Genomic DNA, 20303 nt, shown 5'->3' on the forward strand with positions numbered 1-20303 from the left:
TATAATGAAAGAAGCACTTATTTTGTATTTAAAAGAAAAGATAGCCATAAATAAATCGGATGAAGATTTTACAATAGATAAAAATTTCATGGATTTGGGTTTGGAATCTAATCAAATGATTGAGATGACAAAATCATTGGGAGAAGATTTAGGCATAGATTTATATCCTACATTATTTTTTGAAAATCAAAATATAGAAGATCTTTCAACTTATCTTTTGGAAGGTTATAGCGAACAAATAAGTATGAAATTTGGAAATACGAATTCATCATTAGGAATTACTGGATTAAAACAAAAAGAAACTTTTAATACAACTTTAGTATCCTCATTATCTCTAAAAGAACAGGGTATTATTAAATCAAATTCTGCTCCACTGTATTTTGGTGAACCCGTTGCTAAGTTAATGGATTCAAATAAGAATAAGCTTTCGGAGAACGTTTCACAAGATATTGCTATTATCGGTTTAAGTGGTCGATATCCAGGGGCTAATACTATGGAGGACTTTTGGGACAACCTTAAAAATGGAATTGACAGCGTTACAGAGATTCCACATGATCGCTGGGATATGGTTGATTTTTATGATGAAGATAAAGATACTTTAGGCAAGAGTTACAGTAAGTGGGGTGGCTTTATTGATGATATTGATAAGTTTGATCCTTTGTTTTTTAACATTTCACCACGAGAAGCAGAGATAATGGATCCTCAAGAGCGATTATTTTTACAAACCGTTTGGGAGAGTTTAGAAGATGGTGGATATACACGAGAACGACTACAGAATATACGATCATCTAAGGCTTCAAAATTAGGTGGTCATGTAGGTGTTTATGCAGGTGTCATGTATAGTGAATATCAGTTATTTGGAGCAGAAGAGACACTTAAGGGAAATCCGATGCCGTTATGGAATAGTCCAAGTAGTATTGCAAATAGAGTATCTTATTATTTGAATTTACATGGACCAAGCATGGGAGTAGATACTATGTGTTCGAGTTCCTTAACAGCAATTCATTTAGCAATCGATGCGATTAATAATGGTCATTGTGGTATGGCTATAGCTGGCGGAGTTAATCTGAGTGTACATCCTAATAAATATAAGATGCTAAGTCAAAATAGGTTTGTATCGGATATGGGAAGATGTGAGAGTTTTGGAGAGGGAGGATCGGGTTATGTTCCTTCAGAGGGAGTTGGCGTAGTTTTATTGAAACACTTAAGTCAAGCCAAGGCAGATGGTGATCAGATATATGGAGTTATTAAGGGTAGTTGTCTAAATCATGGGGGAAAGACCAATGGGTATTCAGTTCCAAATCCCAATGCTCAAGCAGAAGTTATTAGAGATACAATAATTAGAGCGGGGGTAAAACCAGAAGATTTCAGTTATATAGAAGCTCATGGAACAGGTACGAATTTAGGTGATCCTATAGAAATAGCAGGATTAAGTAAAGCATTTGAAAGTAATATTAAAGAAAGTCAATATTGTGCGATAGGTAGTGTGAAGAGTAATATTGGCCACTGCGAATCGGCAGCAGGGATATCGGGTCTAGCCAAAGTGCTACTGCAGCTAAAACATAAACAAATAGTCCCAAGCCTTCATTCTGAAATATTAAATACCAATATAGATTTTAAAAAGACTCCCTTTAAAGTTCAACAAGAGTTGAAAAATTGGGAGGTAAGTAATGATAAGCCTAGGCTAGCAGGTATTAGTAGTTTTGGAGCAGGTGGATCTAATGCGCACATTATTATAGAAGAATATATTTCAAAGGAAAAAGCAGGCTATATAAGTGATTTCCCTACAATAATTGTACTATCTGCAAGGAATAAGAATCGTCTAAACGATAAGGTGAAAAAATTGCTAAATTATCTTGAGGGAAATATAGAGATTGCTATATCTGATATAGCCTACACATTACAGATTGGTAGGGAATCGATGGAAGAACGATTATCGTTTATAGTCTTGGATTTCGATGATTTAATAACTCAGTTGGGTAATTACAAAGCAGGTAAAACTGAGGGGTTATTTATAGGCAATGCTAAAAATCATTTTCTTTTGAAAGGAGAAGCTGGAGAAGTATACCTAAACGAAGCTATTGCAAATAAACAATCAGAAATTCTAGTTCAGTTATGGTCCACTGGAACAGTAATCGATTGGACCTTACTTTATCAAAAAGGAAATGTTCCTAATATAATTAGCTTACCAGCTTATTCTTTTGAACGAAATAGGTATTGGTTTGATAGTCATAATCCAACTAAAACTCAAAAATTTACAAATAAAAACCATTTGATGAAATTAAATACGGGTAGTATTTGGGAAAGCGAAAAGATGCAACAAAATGTAAGTCATGTTGTTGGTGATGAAATTAATACAACAATATTGAATGGAGTAGTTGCATTAGTGAAAATGCAATCCCGAGAATCTAAAAATATGTTTACTCTTGATTTAATTAAGAGCTTGCAAAAAACCTTTCTCGATTTAAGGGAGAATAAAAACTTAAAAGCTGTTGTTTTAACTGGATATGATAATATATTTTGCATGGGAGGCTCCCAAGAGGCTTTACAAGATATAGCTTCTAAAAAAGGGCGATTTACAGATTTTCCATTTTTATATAGGGGCTTATTGGAATTTGACATACCTGTAATAACAGCAATGCAAGGGCATGCATTTGGAGGGGGTATGCTCTTCGGATTATACGGAGATATCGTTTTGATGTCCCAAGATTCGATATATACTGCTAATTTTATGAAATACGGATTCACTCCAGGAATGGGAGCAACGTACATTCTTGGAGAGAAATTAGGTAAACCTTTGGCTACAGAAATGATGTATACAGCAAGACATCTAAAAGGGTCTGAAATCAAGTCAAGAGGTGCTTCAGTAATTGTAACAAGGAATGTTTTAAATGAAGCACTTCGGATAGCGCAAGAATTGAGTTTAAAACCAAGAAAAGCTTTAGAAGTACTAAAGAAAAATATGTCTGGTAATTTACTTTTAGAATTACAAAAACATATCAATGAAGAGGAAAAGATGCACGAATTGACTTTTCATACTGAAGAGGTAACTTCAAAAATAGCACAAACCTTTAAAAAACAAGGATCTAAAGATTCTTTGTTGAATAGTATTTCTGAAAAAATAATTCCCTCTAAGGTCTTAGTGAAAACAGAATTAGTATCTGTAGAAAGTGTAATGTATCAAACCTCCAAACCTATTACTCAAAGGTCAATAAATAGCATTAAACTAAAAAACACAAACTTTTCCAATACAAAAAATAATGTTTTAGTAAATATTTCGAATAATGTAAAAAAGCTTAAGGAGCTATTTGAAGACATATTACATATTCCATCTAATGAGATAGGTGAAGATGTAGCTTTTGTTGATTTAGGACTTGATTCTATAAGTGGAGTTGAACTCATTCGCTCAATAAACAATACTTTCAATGTAAATTTTGAGGCTATAATTTTATATGACTACTACACAATCAACAAATTATCAGGTTTAATTTCAAAAGAATCTAATTTATTAGATGAATCTTTTAAAGAAGATTCAAAAATACTACTTAAACCTACTTTAGAAGCTTTAGTAAATGAAGAATCTATAGCTGATGCAGATGAAATGGGAAATGAAAAAGTTACTAAACCATCTGGAACATTAGCTTTTTTTCAAGAAAAAGAAAAAAAAGCTTTAATTAATATTTCGAATAATGTAAAAAAGCTTAAGGAGCTATTTGAAGACGTATTACATATTCCATCTAATGAGATAGATGAAGATGTAGCTTTTGTTGATTTAGGACTTGATTCTATAAGTGGAGTTGAACTCATTCGCTCAATAAACAATACTTTCAATGTAAATTTTGAGGCTATAATTTTATATGACTACTATACAATCAACAAATTATCGGATTTAATTTCAAAAGAATCTAATTTATTAGATGAACATTTTAGAGAAGATTCAAAAATACTACTTAAACCCACTTTAGAAGCTTTAGTAAATGAAGAATCTATAGCTGATGCAGATGAAATGGGAAAAGAAAGCCTCACTAAAACTAAATTGGATTCTTATCAAAGGGAACATGAAAAAAAAAATATTAATAAATATATTCAGGATATAGCCATCATTGGTATGAGTGGAAGATTTCCTGATGCTTTAAATGTAAACGAATTCTGGGAGAATATAAAAACTGGTAAAAATAGTATAAAGGAAGTTCCTGAGAGGAAATGGTCAATACCTCATTTTTTTGATAAAGATATAAAAATTGAAGGGAAGAGTTATGGTAAGTGGATGGGATATCTTGATGATGAAGACAAGTTTGATCCATTATTTTTTAACATTTCTCCAAGAGAAGCTGAACGTATGGATCCTCAACAACGTTTGTTCATTGAAGAAAGCTGGAAAGCTATCGAAGATTCGGGATACACTAGTGAATTATTATCTAATCAAAAATGTGGAGTATTTGTTGGTGTAGGGCAAGGTGATTATATGATTAATATTGAACAAGAAGAAATGGATAACCATACCTTTACAGGTACATCTTCTTCTATATTGGCAGGTCGAATATCTTATCATTTAAATTTGGATGGTCCTGCTATCTCAATAGATACAGCTTGTTCAAGTAGCCTTGTAGCTATTCATCAAGCTTGTCAAAGTATTAGAATTGGGGAATGTGAAACAGCATTAGCTGGAGGTGTATATGTGATGACTTCAGAACGAATGCATATCGCAACTAGTAAATCTGGTATGCTAAGTGAAGATGGTAAATGTCATACTTTTGATAACAAAGCTAATGGTTTTGTACCTGGTGAAGCAGTTGGTGTTTTATTATTAAAATCACTATCTAAAGCTGAAATTGATGGGGACAGAGTTTATGGAGTAATAAAAGGTAGTGCTATTAACCAGGACGGAAAAACTAATGGTATAACAGCACCAAATGTAGATTCACAAAATCGTTTACAAATAGAGGTTTATAAAAAATATAACATTGACCCTTCAGATATAACTTATGTCGAGAGCCATGGTACTGGAACTAAATTAGGAGACCCAATTGAAATAAAAGCTTTAAGGCGTTCATTTGAATCTTATACTAATACTGAAGATTATTGTGGTATTGGTAGTGTAAAAACTAATATTGGTCATACGCTAACTGCATCTGGAGTTGCGGGAGTAATCAAAGTATTATTATCTATTAAGAACAAACAAATACCTCCAACGCTTAATTTTAATGCTCTTAATGAGCATATAAATTTAATAGCAAGCCCTTTTTATGTCAATACATCATTAAAAGAATGGCAAGTTGATGAGGGTAAGTCAAGAAAAGCAGCTATTAGTGGTTTTGGTTTTAGTGGAACAAATGCCCATATCGTTATAGAAGAATATATTCCTAAGACAAGGAATGTTTATGAAAAAAAGGCACCTGTCATTATATTACTTTCAGCCAAAAACAAGAATAGATTAGAGGATCAAGCGAATAATTTAGAAGAATATTTAGAATCAAATTCTGATTTAAATTTACGTGATATTGCCTACACTTTACAAATAGGTAGAGAAAGTATGGAGGAACGACTTGCTTTTGTTGTTCGAGATAAAATAGAGCTAAAAAATATTTTAACTAAATTCATATTAGGAGAAACAAAAGGTCTGTTATGTGCTAATATTAAGGAGTCTAAAGGAGATTTTGTTTTTGAAGGAAATACAGGTAAAGAATATCTTTCTGTAGCTTTAAAAAATAAAGACTTATCATTATTAGCTCAATTATGGATAAAAGGTGTTGTTATAGATTGGCAATTACTTTATGAAAAAGACAATACCCCTAATAAAATAAGTTTGCCGACTTACCCTTTTGCTAGAGAGCGATATTGGATTCCAGAAAAAGATGTGGAGAGTCAGTTAAAAGGAGAAAGTAAATTACATCCACTACTTCATTTTAATGAGTCAAACTTAAAAGAGCAGAAATATACGAGTATATATACAGGAGAAGAATCTTTTCTATCAGATCATAAGGTAAAAGAAGATAAAGTATTGCCTGGAGTAGCTTATTTAGAGCTTGCACGAGTAGCTGGTAACTTAAGTATAGGGGATTCTGTAACTCAACTTAAGGATATTACTTGGATAAGTCCTATACATGTAAATAGTTCTCCAGAAAAATTAAGTATTAGTATTTATCCGCTAGAAGATAGTTTTGGTTATGAGGTATACTCAACTAATAATGATGAGGAACAAATTCATAGCCAGGGAAAGTTGAGTACAAGTATACAAAGCTTACCACCTAACTATGATTTACTTTCTATTAAAAAACAATTAACTAAATCAAAAACTAAAGACTGGTGCTATGATTTTTTTAAAGGCATAAATCTAAATTATGGTCCTAGTTTTCAAGGGATAGAACAACTTTGGTATAATGATTCGGTAGTACTTTCAAGAATTAGATTACCAAAAGAAGAGGGGTATTTATTACAACCAGGGATTTTAGATAGTGCTTTACAGACTTGTATAGGTTTTGCTATAGAAGAAGAAACCTTAGCAACTCTTCATCTTCCTTTTAGTCTTAAAGAGTTAACTATTTTTAAAGACCTTACTGAGACGGTATGGTGTTATGTTAAGAAAAATACAGTTAATAGTAAAGTTGTTGAGTACGATATAGATCTTTTGAATGAATTAGGAGAAGTATTGATAAGTTTTAAAGAATTTGTTGTTCTACCATTAAATAATTTTTCAGCTCCCATTTTAGAGACTAAGGTAGAGACCCATTTGTATACTAATACTTGGGGTATTTCATCAGATGACTTATCTACTCAAGTCCATAAATCACAAATAGTATTAGTAGCTGGAGGTTCAATAGAGCTAACGGATTTATTAAGAGAAGATTTGGAGATTGAAGTTTTGATTATATCAGGGGAGTCAGAACAATCATATTTCTTAAATATACTAGAAATAGTAAGGACTAAAATACAGGACAATCAAGAGGTACATATTACATTATTATACGAGAATGATTATTATGTTGACTATGGTTTTATTTCAGGCTTGTTAAAAACAGCCAGTCTTGAAAACCCAAGAATAACAGGTAAAGCCTTAGGTGTGGATAGTCTTTCCATTACATGTATAGATTCTATTTTGTCAATACTCTATAAAGAGCAGGTTACAACTGATTCGGAAGTACGTTATATCGGAAGTAATAGAGAAATAAAAAGCCTTAGTGTGTCTTCACCTTCTATAGCTACAGATTCTGTTTGTATAAAAGAAGGAGGTGTGTATTTAATAACGGGAGGCTTTGGTGGATTGGGTCAAATTTTCACTTCACATATTAATAAGACTAAAGGAGTTCATCTTATTCTTATTGGGCGTAGTGCTTTAACGAAAGAAAAAGAAGTTATTTTATCATCATTACAGCAGGCGAGTTATTATTGTTGTGATGTAAGTAAAAAAGAAGAAGTGGTTTCTTTGATGAGTAAGATAAAAGAAAGCCATGGCAAATTGAATGGTATTATTCATAGTGCTGGTGTTATTCAAGATAGTATTATTAGTAAGAAGACATCAGAAGAGGTTAATATGGTGTTTTCTTCAAAAGTTTCAGGAGTTAAAAATCTTGATGAAGCATCAAAAGGAGATGCTTTAGATTTCATGCTATTCTTTTCTTCGATAGCAGGAGTTTTAGGTAACATAGGACAGTCTGATTACTCGAGTGCCAATGCATATTTAGATAATTACGCTTTATATCGTGAAGAAAAACGTTTACAAGGAGAAAGGCAAGGAAAAACATTAAGCATTAATTGGCCACTATGGGAGCAAGGAGGTATGCATATAGAGAAGGAGAGCGCACAATTTTTAGAAAAATATTGGGGCATGCTACCTTTACCTACATTAGAAGGAGTTAAAGTTTTTGATGAGCTTCTTAATAGTTCGATTCTACAAGGAATTGTAGCATTTGGCTATAAGGATAAGGTAAATAAAAAACTAATAGTAAAGAAACCAATACAACCTACATCTAAAATAATAGGTGATATTGAAATCTCAAAATTACAAGAAAAAGTTACAATAAAGATATTGGAGACTGCCTCTGATTTACTTAAGCTTGATATTAGTAACATAGAGATAGATGAAGAATTAGGAGATTATGGTTTTGACTCTATACTATCAACTCAATTCAGTAATGAGCTTAATTCCTATTATGATTTAGAGCTAATGCCTACAACATTTTATAATTACCCCACAATTGAAATGTTAGTAGTGTATTTATTGGAAGATTATTCTGATAAATTATTTAAAAAACATGATTTAGGTTTAAATGAAGTTATTGATATACCAAATATTACAAAAATTTCAAATCAATCTAAAGCCCATAAACAATCAAGATTTTTAAATTTAAAAAAACAAGCTAGAGTTTTAGAAGAAAAGACTAGTAAAAAACTTTCAGAAGGAGTAGCGATAGTTGGAATAAGTGGTCGCTTTCCTGGCTCACCTGATTTAGAAACATTTTGGAATCATATTAAAAATAATCAAGATTTAATTACGGAAATCCCCAATGATCGTTGGGATTGGAGAGAGTATTATGGTGATTCAAAATTAGAAAAAAGTAAGACCAAAGCTAAGTGGGGGGGATTTATTAAAGATATCGATAAGTTTGACCCTTTATTCTTTGGAATATCACCAAGAGAAGCAGAATTGATGGATCCACAACAACGAATTATTCTTGAATCAGTATATCAAGCCTTAGAAGATGCTTCAATAGCAACAGATGAAATAAGAGGAAGTAATACAGGGGTCTTTGTGGGTGTAGCTAGCTCAGATTACTCATTATTGCTGACTGATCAATTAGATTTAATTAGTCAAGCTCAGTATCCTACGGGTTCATCTCATTCAGTACTTGTGAATCGTATTTCTTATTTATTAGATCTTCATGGTCCAAGCGAACCTGTCGATACTGCGTGTAGTAGCTCATTAGTAGCAATTCATCGCGCGGTTGAACATATTATGAATGGTCATTGTGACATAGCTATCGCAGGAGGAGTGAATGCTTTACTATCCCCAATATTAACATTATCCTTTAGTCAAGCAGGAATGCTTAGTGAGGATGGTAGATGTAAGACCTTTGATCAGGAGGCTAATGGTTATGTACGAGGAGAAGGTGTGGGAACTATAATTTTGAAATCCTTAGATAAAGCAGAAGCTGATGGAGATCATATTTACGGAGTGATTAAGAGTACGGCAGAAAATCATGGAGGAAAGGCTAATACTTTAACCTCTCCTAACCCTAATGCACAAAAAAATTTATTACTTAAAGCTTACCGCTCAGCAGGCGTTGACCCTCGAGATGTTAGTTATATAGAAGCTCACGGTACAGGCACTCCTTTAGGTGACCCTATAGAAATAGAGGGATTAAAGTTAGCTTTCAAAGAACTTTATAAAGAAAAGAACTATGATATTCCGAAAACGCCTTATTGTGGTATTGGTAGTGTAAAAACCAATATTGGTCATTTAGAAGCAGCGGCAGGTATGGCTGGAGTAATAAAGGTGTTATTATCCTTAAAACATCAGATACTCCCAGGAAATGTTCACTTAAAGACACCAAATGAATATCTTCAATTGAGTAATAGTCCTTTTTATTTACAAGAAGAAACGAAAGCTTGGAAATCCTTAGGTAACAAGCCTCGAATTGCAGGTGTAAGTAGTTTTGGATTTGGAGGAGCTAACTCTCATATTATTATAGAAGAATATATTCCTAAGACAAGGAATATTTATGAAAAAAAGACTCCTGTCATTATATTACTTTCAGCCAAAAACAAGAATAGATTACAGGATCAAGCGAATAATTTAGAAGAATATTTGGAATCAAATTCTGATTTAAATTTACATGATATTGCCTATACTTTACAAATAGGTAGAGAAAGTATGGAGGAACGAGTAGCATTTATTTCTAATGATAAAAATGAGTTACAAGAGCAATTAAATAGATTTAAGCGAGGACAAATAGAAGAGTTTTTAACAGGTAATAGTAAAAAAGAAAAAAATAATTTTTTATTAGAAGGAGCAGCTGGAGAAGCTTATATTCAAACAGCAATATCTTCACAACAAATTAAAGCGTTAGCTCAATTATGGACAAAAGGTGTTGTTATAGATTGGCAATTACTTTATGAAAAAGACAATACCCCTAATAAAATAAGTTTGCCGACTTACCCTTTTGCTAGAGAGCGATATTGGATTCCAGAAAAAGATGTGGAGAGTCAGTTAAAAGGAGAAAGTAAATTACATCCACTACTTCATTTTAATGAGTCAAACTTAAAAGAGCAGAAATATACGAGTATATATACAGGAGAAGAATCTTTTCTATCAGATCATAAGGTAAAAGAAGATAAAGTATTGCCTGGAGTAGCTTATTTAGAGCTTGCACGAGTAGCTGGTAACTTAAGTATAGGGGATTCTGTAACTCAACTTAAGGATATTACTTGGATAAGTCCTATACATGTAAATAGTTCTCCAGAAAAATTAAGTATTAGTATTTATCCGCTAGAAGATAGTTTTGGTTATGAGGTATACTCAACTAATAATGATGAGGAACAAATTCATAGCCAGGGAAAGTTGAGTACAAGTATACAAAGCTTACCACCTAACTATGATTTACTTTCTATTAAAAAACAATTAACTAAATCAAAAACTAAAGACTGGTGCTATGATTTTTTTAAAGGCATAAATCTAAATTATGGTCCTAGTTTTCAAGGGATAGAACAACTTTGGTATAATGATTCGGTAGTACTTTCAAGAATTAGATTACCAAAAGAAGAGGGGTATTTATTACAACCAGGGATTTTAGATAGTGCTTTACAGACTTGTATAGGTTTTGCTATAGAAGAAGAAACCTTAGCAACTCTTCATCTTCCTTTTAGTCTTAAAGAGTTAACTATTTTTAAAGACCTTACTGAGACGGTATGGTGTTATGTTAAGAAAAATACAGTTAATAGTAAAGTTGTTGAGTACGATATAGATCTTTTGAATGAATTAGGAGAAGTATTGATAAGTTTTAAAGAATTTGTTGTTCTACCATTAAATAATTTTTCAGCTCCCATTTTAGAGACTAAGGTAGAGACCCATTTGTATACTAATACTTGGGGTATTTCATCAGATGACTTATCTACTCAAGTCCATAAATCACAAATAGTATTAGTAGCTGGAGGTTCAATAGAGCTAACGGATTTATTAAGAGAAGATTTGGAGATTGAAGTTTTGATTATATCAGGGGAGTCAGAACAATCATATTTCTTAAATATACTAGAAATAGTAAGGACTAAAATACAGGACAATCAAGAGGTACATATTACATTATTATACGAGAATGATTATTATGTTGACTATGGTTTTATTTCAGGCTTGTTAAAAACAGCCAGTCTTGAAAACCCAAGAATAACAGGTAAAGCCTTAGGTGTGGATAGTCTTTCCATTACATGTATAGATTCTATTTTGTCAATACTCTATAAAGAGCAGGTTACAACTGATTCGGAAGTACGTTATATCGGAAGTAATAGAGAAATAAAAAGCCTTAGTGTGTCTTCACCTTCTATAGCTACAGATTCTGTTTGTATAAAAGAAGGAGGTGTGTATTTAATAACGGGAGGCTTTGGTGGATTGGGTCAAATTTTCACTTCACATATTAATAAGACTAAAGGAGTTCATCTTATTCTTATTGGGCGTAGTGCTTTAACGAAAGAAAAAGAAGTTATTTTATCATCATTACAGCAGGCGAGTTATTATTGTTGTGATGTAAGTAAAAAAGAAGAAGTGGTTTCTTTGATGAGTAAGATAAAAGAAAGCCATGGCAAATTGAATGGTATTATTCATAGTGCTGGTGTTATTCAAGATAGTATTATTAGTAAGAAGACATCAGAAGAGGTTAATATGGTGTTTTCTTCAAAAGTTTCAGGAGTTAAAAATCTTGATGAAGCATCAAAAGGAGATGCTTTAGATTTCATGCTATTCTTTTCTTCGATAGCAGGAGTTTTAGGTAACATAGGACAGTCTGATTACTCGAGTGCCAATGCATATTTAGATAATTACGCTTTATATCGTGAAGAAAAACGTTTACAAGGAGAAAGGCAAGGAAAAACATTAAGCATTAATTGGCCACTATGGGAGCAAGGAGGTATGCATATAGAGAAGGAGAGCGCACAATTTTTAGAAAAATATTGGGGCATGCTACCTTTACCTACATTAGAAGGAGTTAAAGTTTTTGATGAGCTTCTTAATAGTTCGATTCTACAAGGAATTGTAGCATTTGGCTATAAGGATAAGGTAAATAAAAAACTAATAGTAAAGAAACCAATACAACCTACATCTAAAATAATAGGTGATATTGAAATCTCAAAATTACAAGAAAAAGTTACAATAAAGATATTGGAGACTGCCTCTGATTTACTTAAGCTTGATATTAGTAACATAGAGATAGATGAAGAATTAGGAGATTATGGTTTTGACTCTATACTATCAACTCAATTCAGTAATGAGCTTAATTCCTATTATGATTTAGAGCTAATGCCTACAACATTTTATAATTACCCCACAATTGAAATGTTAGTAGTGTATTTATTGGAAGATTATTCTGATAAATTATTTAAAAAACATGATTTAGGTTTAAATGAAGTTATTGATATACCAAATATTACAAAAATTTCAAATCAATCTAAAGCCCATAAACAAGCTAGAGTTTTAGAGGTAGAAACCATTAAAAAGCCTTTAATAAGGATAAACGAATTAAATAGTTTAGTTACCAGTCGCATTAAATCTAATGATGAAGTCACTTCTGACTTGAATAAGCATGTAATTTGTTTTAAAGAGGCAAAAAAAGGCGCTATAGCAATAATTATACCCGGAATGCCCGGAATAGTTGATGGTTATTACGAATTAGCTAAAAATTTAAAAGAAGAATCGGTATTTGGAGTTCATATGGTTGGTTTTGACGGTAAAGAGCCACTCATATCTATGGAATCGATTGCTGAACACTATTGCGAAATGATAAAGACAATAGCTATTAAAGAAGATATTAATTTATATGCCCATAGTTTTGGAGGTCTAGTACTTTTTGAATTATTAGGATTATTAAAAAATAATAATATTGAAGCTAAATCCATTGTTTTATTAGATAGTTATACAAATACCTTAAAAATGAAATCTAAAGAACGATTGGCTTTTTTTATTCATTTATTGTGTGAACAATTGAAGTTGATTGTCGAAGAAAAAGAGATTATAGAATATTGTCAAAAAATATCTAAACGTCCTAGGAAAAATAGGATTGATTTAATTTATAATTTTTTGATAGAAAAAGGAGCGATAATAAATAAAGAATTCTTCTCTCGCATATATACTTTATATGATTACTCTATGAGTATTAAATATAAGCTTAAACACAAGCTTCCATATGATATTACACTTGTTAAGGCTAATGAATCTTTTTCGGAATTCGATGACGATGCATTAGGTTGGTCGTCTTATTACAAATCAATTGAAGTAATCAATTCTCCTGGAGATCATTTTAATATAATAAAAAAACCATTTTTAAGTGAATGGATTAATAAATTAAGAAAATAGAAATTAATGAAAAAAGTAATTATGTTTCCTGGTCAGGGATCCCAATATAGGGGTATGGGAAAAGATTTATTTAAATCTTATAAAAATAAAGTTATTCGAGCTTCTGATATTCTTGGTTATGATTTAGAAGAGTTGTGTTTAAAAGACCCAAACAAAGAATTGTCAAAAACTCAGTTTACTCAGCCAGCATTGTATGTTATTAATGCTCTTTCATATTATCAGAAAGGAGAGGTGAATGCAGATTATTTAATTGGTCACAGCTTAGGTGAATATAATGCATTACTTGCAGCAGAAGCATTTGATTTTGAAACAGGATTGAGATTAGTTAAGAGAAGAGGTGAGCTTATGGCAGAGGCATCTGGAGGAGGTATGGCTGCAGTACTTGGTCTCAATGCAAAAGCACTACAAGATAAGTTAGAAGAAGGTAAATACAATCAAATTGATATAGCAAATTTTAATACACCATCTCAAATTGTAATTGCAGGCCCACAAAATGAAATTAATAGAGTGATTAAAGATTTTGATTATCAAAATATAAAAATCATTCCACTATTTGTTACTGCTCCATTTCATTCAAGATATATGAACTCGGCAGCTGAAGAGTTTTCTTTTTTTCTGAAAAATTATGAATTTTCACCTTTGAAAACTACAGTTATTTCTAACGTAACGGGACTTCCATATCAAAACAATAATATTTCAGAATTATTAAGTAAACAAATTTCAAGCCCTGTTCATTGGATAAATATGATTCGGTTATTAATGGGAAAAGGTGTTACAGAATATGAGGAAGTTAATAGTGTAATACTTACCAAAATGGTAGCTGAAATTAGAGATAATTGTTCTCCAATCGAAGAAGATTATGAGAAGTCTAAAAATCGATTAGTTAATGATTTTGAAAAACAAGTTACTCCAATAGCCACATCCAGTTATAAACAAAATGGAATGAAAAAAAAATCAAATTTAAGTACTCAATTAGGTAGTCTTACTTTTCGTAAAGCTTATGATGTTAACTATGCATATGTAACAGGTGCTATGTACAGGGGAATTGCCTCTAAGGAGCTTGTTGTACGAATGGCGAGGGCAAAAATGCTATCTTTTCTTGGTACTGGGGGGATGCCTTTAGAAGAAATAGAAAAATGTATACATTTTATTCATAGAGAATTAATTAATGGAGAGTCATTTGGTTTGAATCTACTTCATAACCTTATAAATCCTGATGTGGAAATGGAGACTGTAAAACTATATCTAAAGCATAATATTAAAATCATTGAAGCAGCTGCATTTATGAGAATAACGCCAGCTATTGTATATTATCGATTAAAGGGTCTTAGTAAAAATAAAGAGGGTAGGATAATTTGTAATCATCATATAATGGCAAAAGTGTCGAGACCAGAAGTAGCAGAAGCATTTATGAACCCCGCTCCTGAAAGAGTTGTTAATAGGCTGTTAGATCAGGGACTTATTTCCAAAGAGCAAGCTGAAATATCTAAGATGGTTCCTATGAGTCACGATATTTGTGTGGAAGCAGATTCAGGAGGACATACTGATGGTGGAGTAGCATTAGTATTACTCCCTTCGATACAAAACCTAAGAGCAGATATTCAAAAAGAATTTATTTATGAGGAATTTATACGTATTGGATTAGCAGGAGGAATAGGAACACCGCAGGCGGTTGCTTGTGCATTTATTATGGGTGCAGACTTTGTATTGACTGGTTCCATAAATCAATGCACTGTTGAAGCAGGAATGAGTGATGTAGTAAAAGACTTATTACAAGATATTAATGTTCAGGATACTGATTATGCACCAGCTGGAGATATGTTTGAAATAGGCGCAAAAGTTCAGGTGTTAAAGAAAGGAATCCTGTTTTCGACAAGAGCGAATAAGTTATATAGACTCTATCAACAATATAATTCATTAGAAGAAATCCCAGAGAAGACTATTAAACAGTTAGAGAAATCATATTTTAAAAAATCAATATCTGATGTATGGGAGGAAACAAAGAATTATTTGATTAATAAAGGAGAAAAATCTGTAATTAAAGATGCAGAACAAACTCCAAAGAAAAAAATGGCTCTTGTATTCAGATGGTATTTTGGATATAGCATGCGATTATCTTTTGATGCAGATATAAAGGAAAAAGTAAATTTTCAAGTGCATACTGGTCCTGCTTTGGGAGCTTTTAATCAATGGGTAAAAGGAACTGAACTGGAACATTGGAAAAACCGTCATTCTGATATTATCGGAATTAAAATGATGGAAGGAGCCATTAAAATTATAGAAAACAATTTTGAAACTATACATAATAATTAAATAAGATAGGATATGAAAAACGATATTATAAATTTAATAAGAGAAAATCTTATAGAGATTATTCCTGAATTAGTAAGTAAAGACATTTCTAATGATTCCACTTTGGTTGACCTCGGTGCAAATTCAATTGATCGTGGTGAGTTGATAACACTTACACTTGAGCGACTTAATAGTGATATATCGAGAATTGAATTTGTAGGTGTTCAAACCATACAAGAATTAGCAGATCTAATAACTGATAAAATAAGTTAACTCATGAATTATAAAGAAATTTTTGAACTGATTGTAAATAATCTAAGGGAGATTGTTCCAAGCTTAGAAAACGAATCAATATCATATGAATCTAAGCTATGTCTTTTAGGAGCAAGTTCAGTGGGTAGAGCTGAATTGATAGAAAAAACACTTGAGGATCTGAAATTAGACGTTGATCGCTTTGAATTTCACACAGCAAATAATTTGGGTGAATTGGCAGATATGTTTGTTCAAAGAATATCAGCATGATTTCATCTAAAAACGATGTAGTTACTACTGGTATGGGTGTAATCACTCCCATAGGAATAGGTGTTCCTGCATTTTCACAGAGCTTAAGAAAAGGATCTACAAATTTTTCAAAAATTTCTTTTAAAAAAGAAGGAACCTTATTCGAATATCCAATAGCACAGGTAAATGATTTTAATTTTAAAGAGGAGGTAACAAAAATTAATCTTGAAGATGAATTATTGACTAAAGTAAAACAGTTTAGGAATATTTCGAAGAGTACAGAGTATGGCCTTTATTGTGCTTTGGAAGCATGGAAAGATGCAGGGTTAAGTAAAGATATCGATTTAACCAGAGTTGCCATTGTATCTGGAGGTAGTAATACTCAACAATCAAGTTTAGACGAGGTTCATAATAAATATGCAAATAGATTACAGTTTTTAAACCCTAATTATGGATTTAATTTTTTTGATACTGATTTAGTAGGTGTATTGTCAGAATTATTTGGAGTAAGAGGCGAAGGGTATTCCATAGGAGCTACCTCTGCTAGTGGTAATATGTCTATTATTCAAGGAAGTAGGTTAATTAAAAGTAATGAATATGATGTTGTTATTGTAGTAGCACCACTAATGGATCTTTCTATTTATGAATACCAAGGTTTTACGAACTTAGGTGCAATGGCTAGCGTTGAGGAGCATTTAGATTTTTCTAAAATATACAAACCATTTGATAGGAAACATAATGGTTTTGTATATGGACAGTCAGCAGGATGTATGATTTTAGAATCAAAAAAACATGCTTTAGAGAGAGAAAAAGAAACGTATGGGACTATTGCAGGATATGGGGTGCATATGGATGCCAATAGAAATCCCAATCCTTCTGTGGAGGGAGAACAACAAGCAATTCAATGGGCTATGAAAAGTGCAGATATTACTATTAATGAGATAGACTATGTAAATACCCATGGCAGTGGCTCTATTGTAGGTGATAAAACTGAGGTTGCCGCATTATTGTCATTAGGATTAAAAGGCATAAATGCTAATAGTACAAAATCTTTGATTGGTCACAGTTTGTCATCAGCAAGTATGGTAGAAGCAATCGCTAGTCTAATTCAAATGAAAGAGGGTTTTTTACATAAAAGCAACAATCTTATAGAAGCCATCAATGATGATATTGATTGGGTAAAGGATACTTCTCGAATAGTAAATATTGACCGTACATTGAGCAATAGTTTTGGTTTTGGAGGTATCAATACAGCTATAATTTTGAAAAATAATAAATAACAAAATAAAAATGAAAGTAGGAATAGAAGCTATGAACATTTATTGTGGTTCGGCTGCTTTAAATGTTGAAGTATTAGCAAAGCACAGAAATTTAGATACAGATCGGTTTACAAATCTGTTAATGAAAGAAAAAACAGTACCAATGCCTTATGAAGACCCTATATCAAATGGTGTAAATGCTGCCAAACCAATCATTGATAGTTTATCACAAGAGGAAAGAGATAGTATTGATATGGTGATTACTTGTACCGAATCAGGAATAGATTTTGGTAAATCTATGAGTACCTATATTCATCATTACTTAGGGCTGAGTAGAAATTGTAGGTTATTTGAGCTTAAAAATGCTTGTTATTCTGGTACAGCAGGCTTTCAGATGGGTGTCAACTTCATTCTTTCTCAGGCTGCCCCTGGTAAAAAAGTGTTGGTAGTAGCAACAGATATTATGCGCATGATTGAAGTTGATGGTTCTATGGAAGTGTCATTTGTAGAACCCTCTTCTGGTTCAGGAGCAGTAGCAATGCTGATTAGTGATAATCCAGTTGTTTTTCAAATTGATAAAGGCGCTAACGGGTATTATGGATATGAGGTGATGGATACGTGTCGCCCAGTACCTGATCAGGAAGCTGGTGATGCAGATCTATCTTTACTTTCTTATTTGGACTGTTGCGAAAATAGCTTTAAAGAATATCAAAAAAGAGTAGAAGGATGTGATTATCAATCTACGTTTAATTATTTAGCATTTCATACTCCTTTTGGCGGTATGGTTAAGGGAGCGCATAGGACTAATATGCGTAAATTCAAGAAAGCAAATCCAGCGAGTATAGAAGCGGATTTCCAAGAGCGAGTGGTTCCTTCTCTTGAGTATTGTCAGCGCGTAGGAAATATTATGGGCGCTACAACGCATTTGGCTCTAGCCAGCACAATAGATAATGGTAATTTTGATCAACCAAAACGATTGGGTATTTTTTCTTATGGATCAGGATGTTGTTCAGAATTTTATAGTGGTATAGTTACCAAACAAGGACAGGAGAAACAGAAAAAATTTAATATCGCTGGGCATTTGGATGATAGAACACTTCTGAGTATGGATGAATATGAAACTACCTTTGAGGTCAATAATCAATTGAAATTTGGGACTAAAAATTTTAAGATAGATACCAGTCTATACCCTAAAGCCTTTAATCACGTGAAAGGTAAGAATAAACTTATATTTTCAGAAATAGAAGATTATCACAGAAAATACGAGTGGGTATAAACAAACCAAATTAGATATAATGAATACGCTAAGTACTATAGAAGTAATAGAAAAACGAGGAGTACTTTTAATCAAACTTAGTAGACCCGAAGCTAACAATAGTATCAATACTATATTTATAAAAGAGATACTTAAAGTTTTTATTTATGCAGAAAAAAACACACTTATTAAAATAGTCGTATTAGAAGGAAATCAAAATGTATTTTGTACTGGTATGGATTTTAATTCAGTAATTTCAGAAGGAAGGGATGCGTCAATTCGTGTTGATTCCAATGAATATTATAATATGCTCAAGTATATTTCTTTTTGTTCTAAAATTATAATCGCAAAAGTAGATGGAAAAGTAAATGCTGGAGGTATTGGTATAATTGCTGCCAGTGATATTGTTATTGCTGGAGGACAAGCTACATTTGGTTTGTCTGAGGCGCTCTTTGGGCTTTTGCCTGCTTGTGTGATGCCATTCTTAATTAAAAGAATAGGAGTTCAAAAAGCCCAATGGATGACTCTTATGACACAGGAAATTAATTCAAAAAGAGCATACGAAATAGGATTGGTTGATGAGATAACTAGTAATACTGAGAATACCTTAAGACGAAGTGTACTTCGTTTGCTTAGGCTTGAGTCCAGCACTGTTTTAGATTTAAAAGATTATATGTCAAAACTTTGGATTATAAGTGATGATACCCAGAAATTAGCAGTAGATAAAATAACTTCTCTGGTGGAGTCAGAGAAAGTTCAATCTAACATAAAAAACTTTGTGGAAAACGGAAAATTCCCTTGGGATAAATAGTTGTTTTAAGCTTTGATATTCAGATTCCTATGTATGCATCGTGTGAAGAGGAAAGCTTGAATACCTTAGATTTTTATGGCTATATTCTATAATACGACTTAATTAGTTATCTTTGTTTAAAAACAAATACAAATGGTGCCAGAATCTTTCACACAATTTTTCAAAAGCCTAGATGAATCGGGTCGTGAGACCGTAATTAAGGAGCTATTGTCTATGGTCGATCCTTCAGAGCCTGACTTGTATACTGTTCATTCCGAGGTACAACAAAGCCAGTCACTACATTGCCCTAATTGTCAAGGCATCGATATCCGTGCAAATGGCAAGGCTAATGGTGTACAACGCTACTTTTGTAAATCGTGCAAGAAGTATTTTAGGGAAACTACAGGTAAAGTTACTTTTGGTTTAAAAAAGAGGAACTTGCTTAGCGTTTATTTGTACCATATGCTATCAGGCAATTCGATAAAGAAATGTGCTGAACAGACAGGTATCTGTATTCAAACTTCATTTAACTGGCGTCATAAGATATTAAGTGCCTTTGAAGGGGCTGTTCCAGATGGTTTTGAAGGTATTGTAGAGAGTGATGATATTTTCTTTCTTGAATCTGGCAAAGGAAACAGGGAATTACCTTGT

The 20303-nt window shown here is 32.4% G+C and carries 7 protein-coding genes and 1 pseudogene; all 8 read left to right on the plus strand.

From position 1 onward, the window contains the following. The first annotated feature begins 4 nt into the window (after positions 1–4). The gene (locus tag CVD18_RS11090) at positions 5–13555 is read left to right on the plus strand and encodes an SDR family NAD(P)-dependent oxidoreductase (protein WP_103865513.1); all 13551 of its coding nucleotides are present in this window, start codon (positions 5–7) and stop codon (positions 13553–13555) included. Between the two features lie 6 nt (positions 13556–13561). Continuing rightward, positions 13562–15868: an ACP S-malonyltransferase gene (fabD, locus tag CVD18_RS11095; protein ID WP_199185071.1), complete on the plus strand. Its 2307-nt coding sequence runs from the start codon at positions 13562–13564 to the stop codon at positions 15866–15868. 12 nt (positions 15869–15880) lie between these two features. Continuing rightward, entirely contained in the window at positions 15881–16120 is a 240-nt protein-coding gene (locus CVD18_RS11100) for a phosphopantetheine-binding protein (protein ID WP_103865514.1), read from the plus strand. Between the two features lie 3 nt (positions 16121–16123). Further along, on the plus strand, positions 16124–16369 hold the full coding sequence (locus CVD18_RS11105; RefSeq protein WP_103865515.1) for a poly(3-hydroxyalkanoate) depolymerase: 246 nt from the start codon (positions 16124–16126) through the stop codon (positions 16367–16369). Beyond that, a complete protein-coding gene (locus CVD18_RS11110) occupies positions 16366–17628 on the plus strand; it encodes a beta-ketoacyl synthase N-terminal-like domain-containing protein (protein WP_103865516.1) in 1263 nt (420 codons plus the stop codon). Before CVD18_RS11105 ends, CVD18_RS11110 begins: the two co-directional genes overlap by 4 nt. Positions 17629–17638: 10 nt before the next feature. After that, positions 17639–18883 (plus strand): hydroxymethylglutaryl-CoA synthase family protein, encoded by a 1245-nt coding sequence (locus CVD18_RS11115; protein ID WP_103865517.1) that lies wholly within the window; start codon positions 17639–17641, stop codon positions 18881–18883. Positions 18884–18902: 19 nt separating this feature from the next. Further along, positions 18903–19673 (plus strand): enoyl-CoA hydratase/isomerase, encoded by a 771-nt coding sequence (locus tag CVD18_RS11120; protein WP_103865518.1) that lies wholly within the window; start codon positions 18903–18905, stop codon positions 19671–19673. A gap of 132 nt (positions 19674–19805) precedes the next feature. Further along, positions 19806–20303: pseudogene (locus tag CVD18_RS11125) on the plus strand (hypothetical protein); the annotation flags it as partial.

It is taken from the genome of Aquimarina sp. I32.4 (assembly GCF_002924285.1).
Classification (GTDB): Bacteria; Bacteroidota; Bacteroidia; order Flavobacteriales; family Flavobacteriaceae; genus Aquimarina.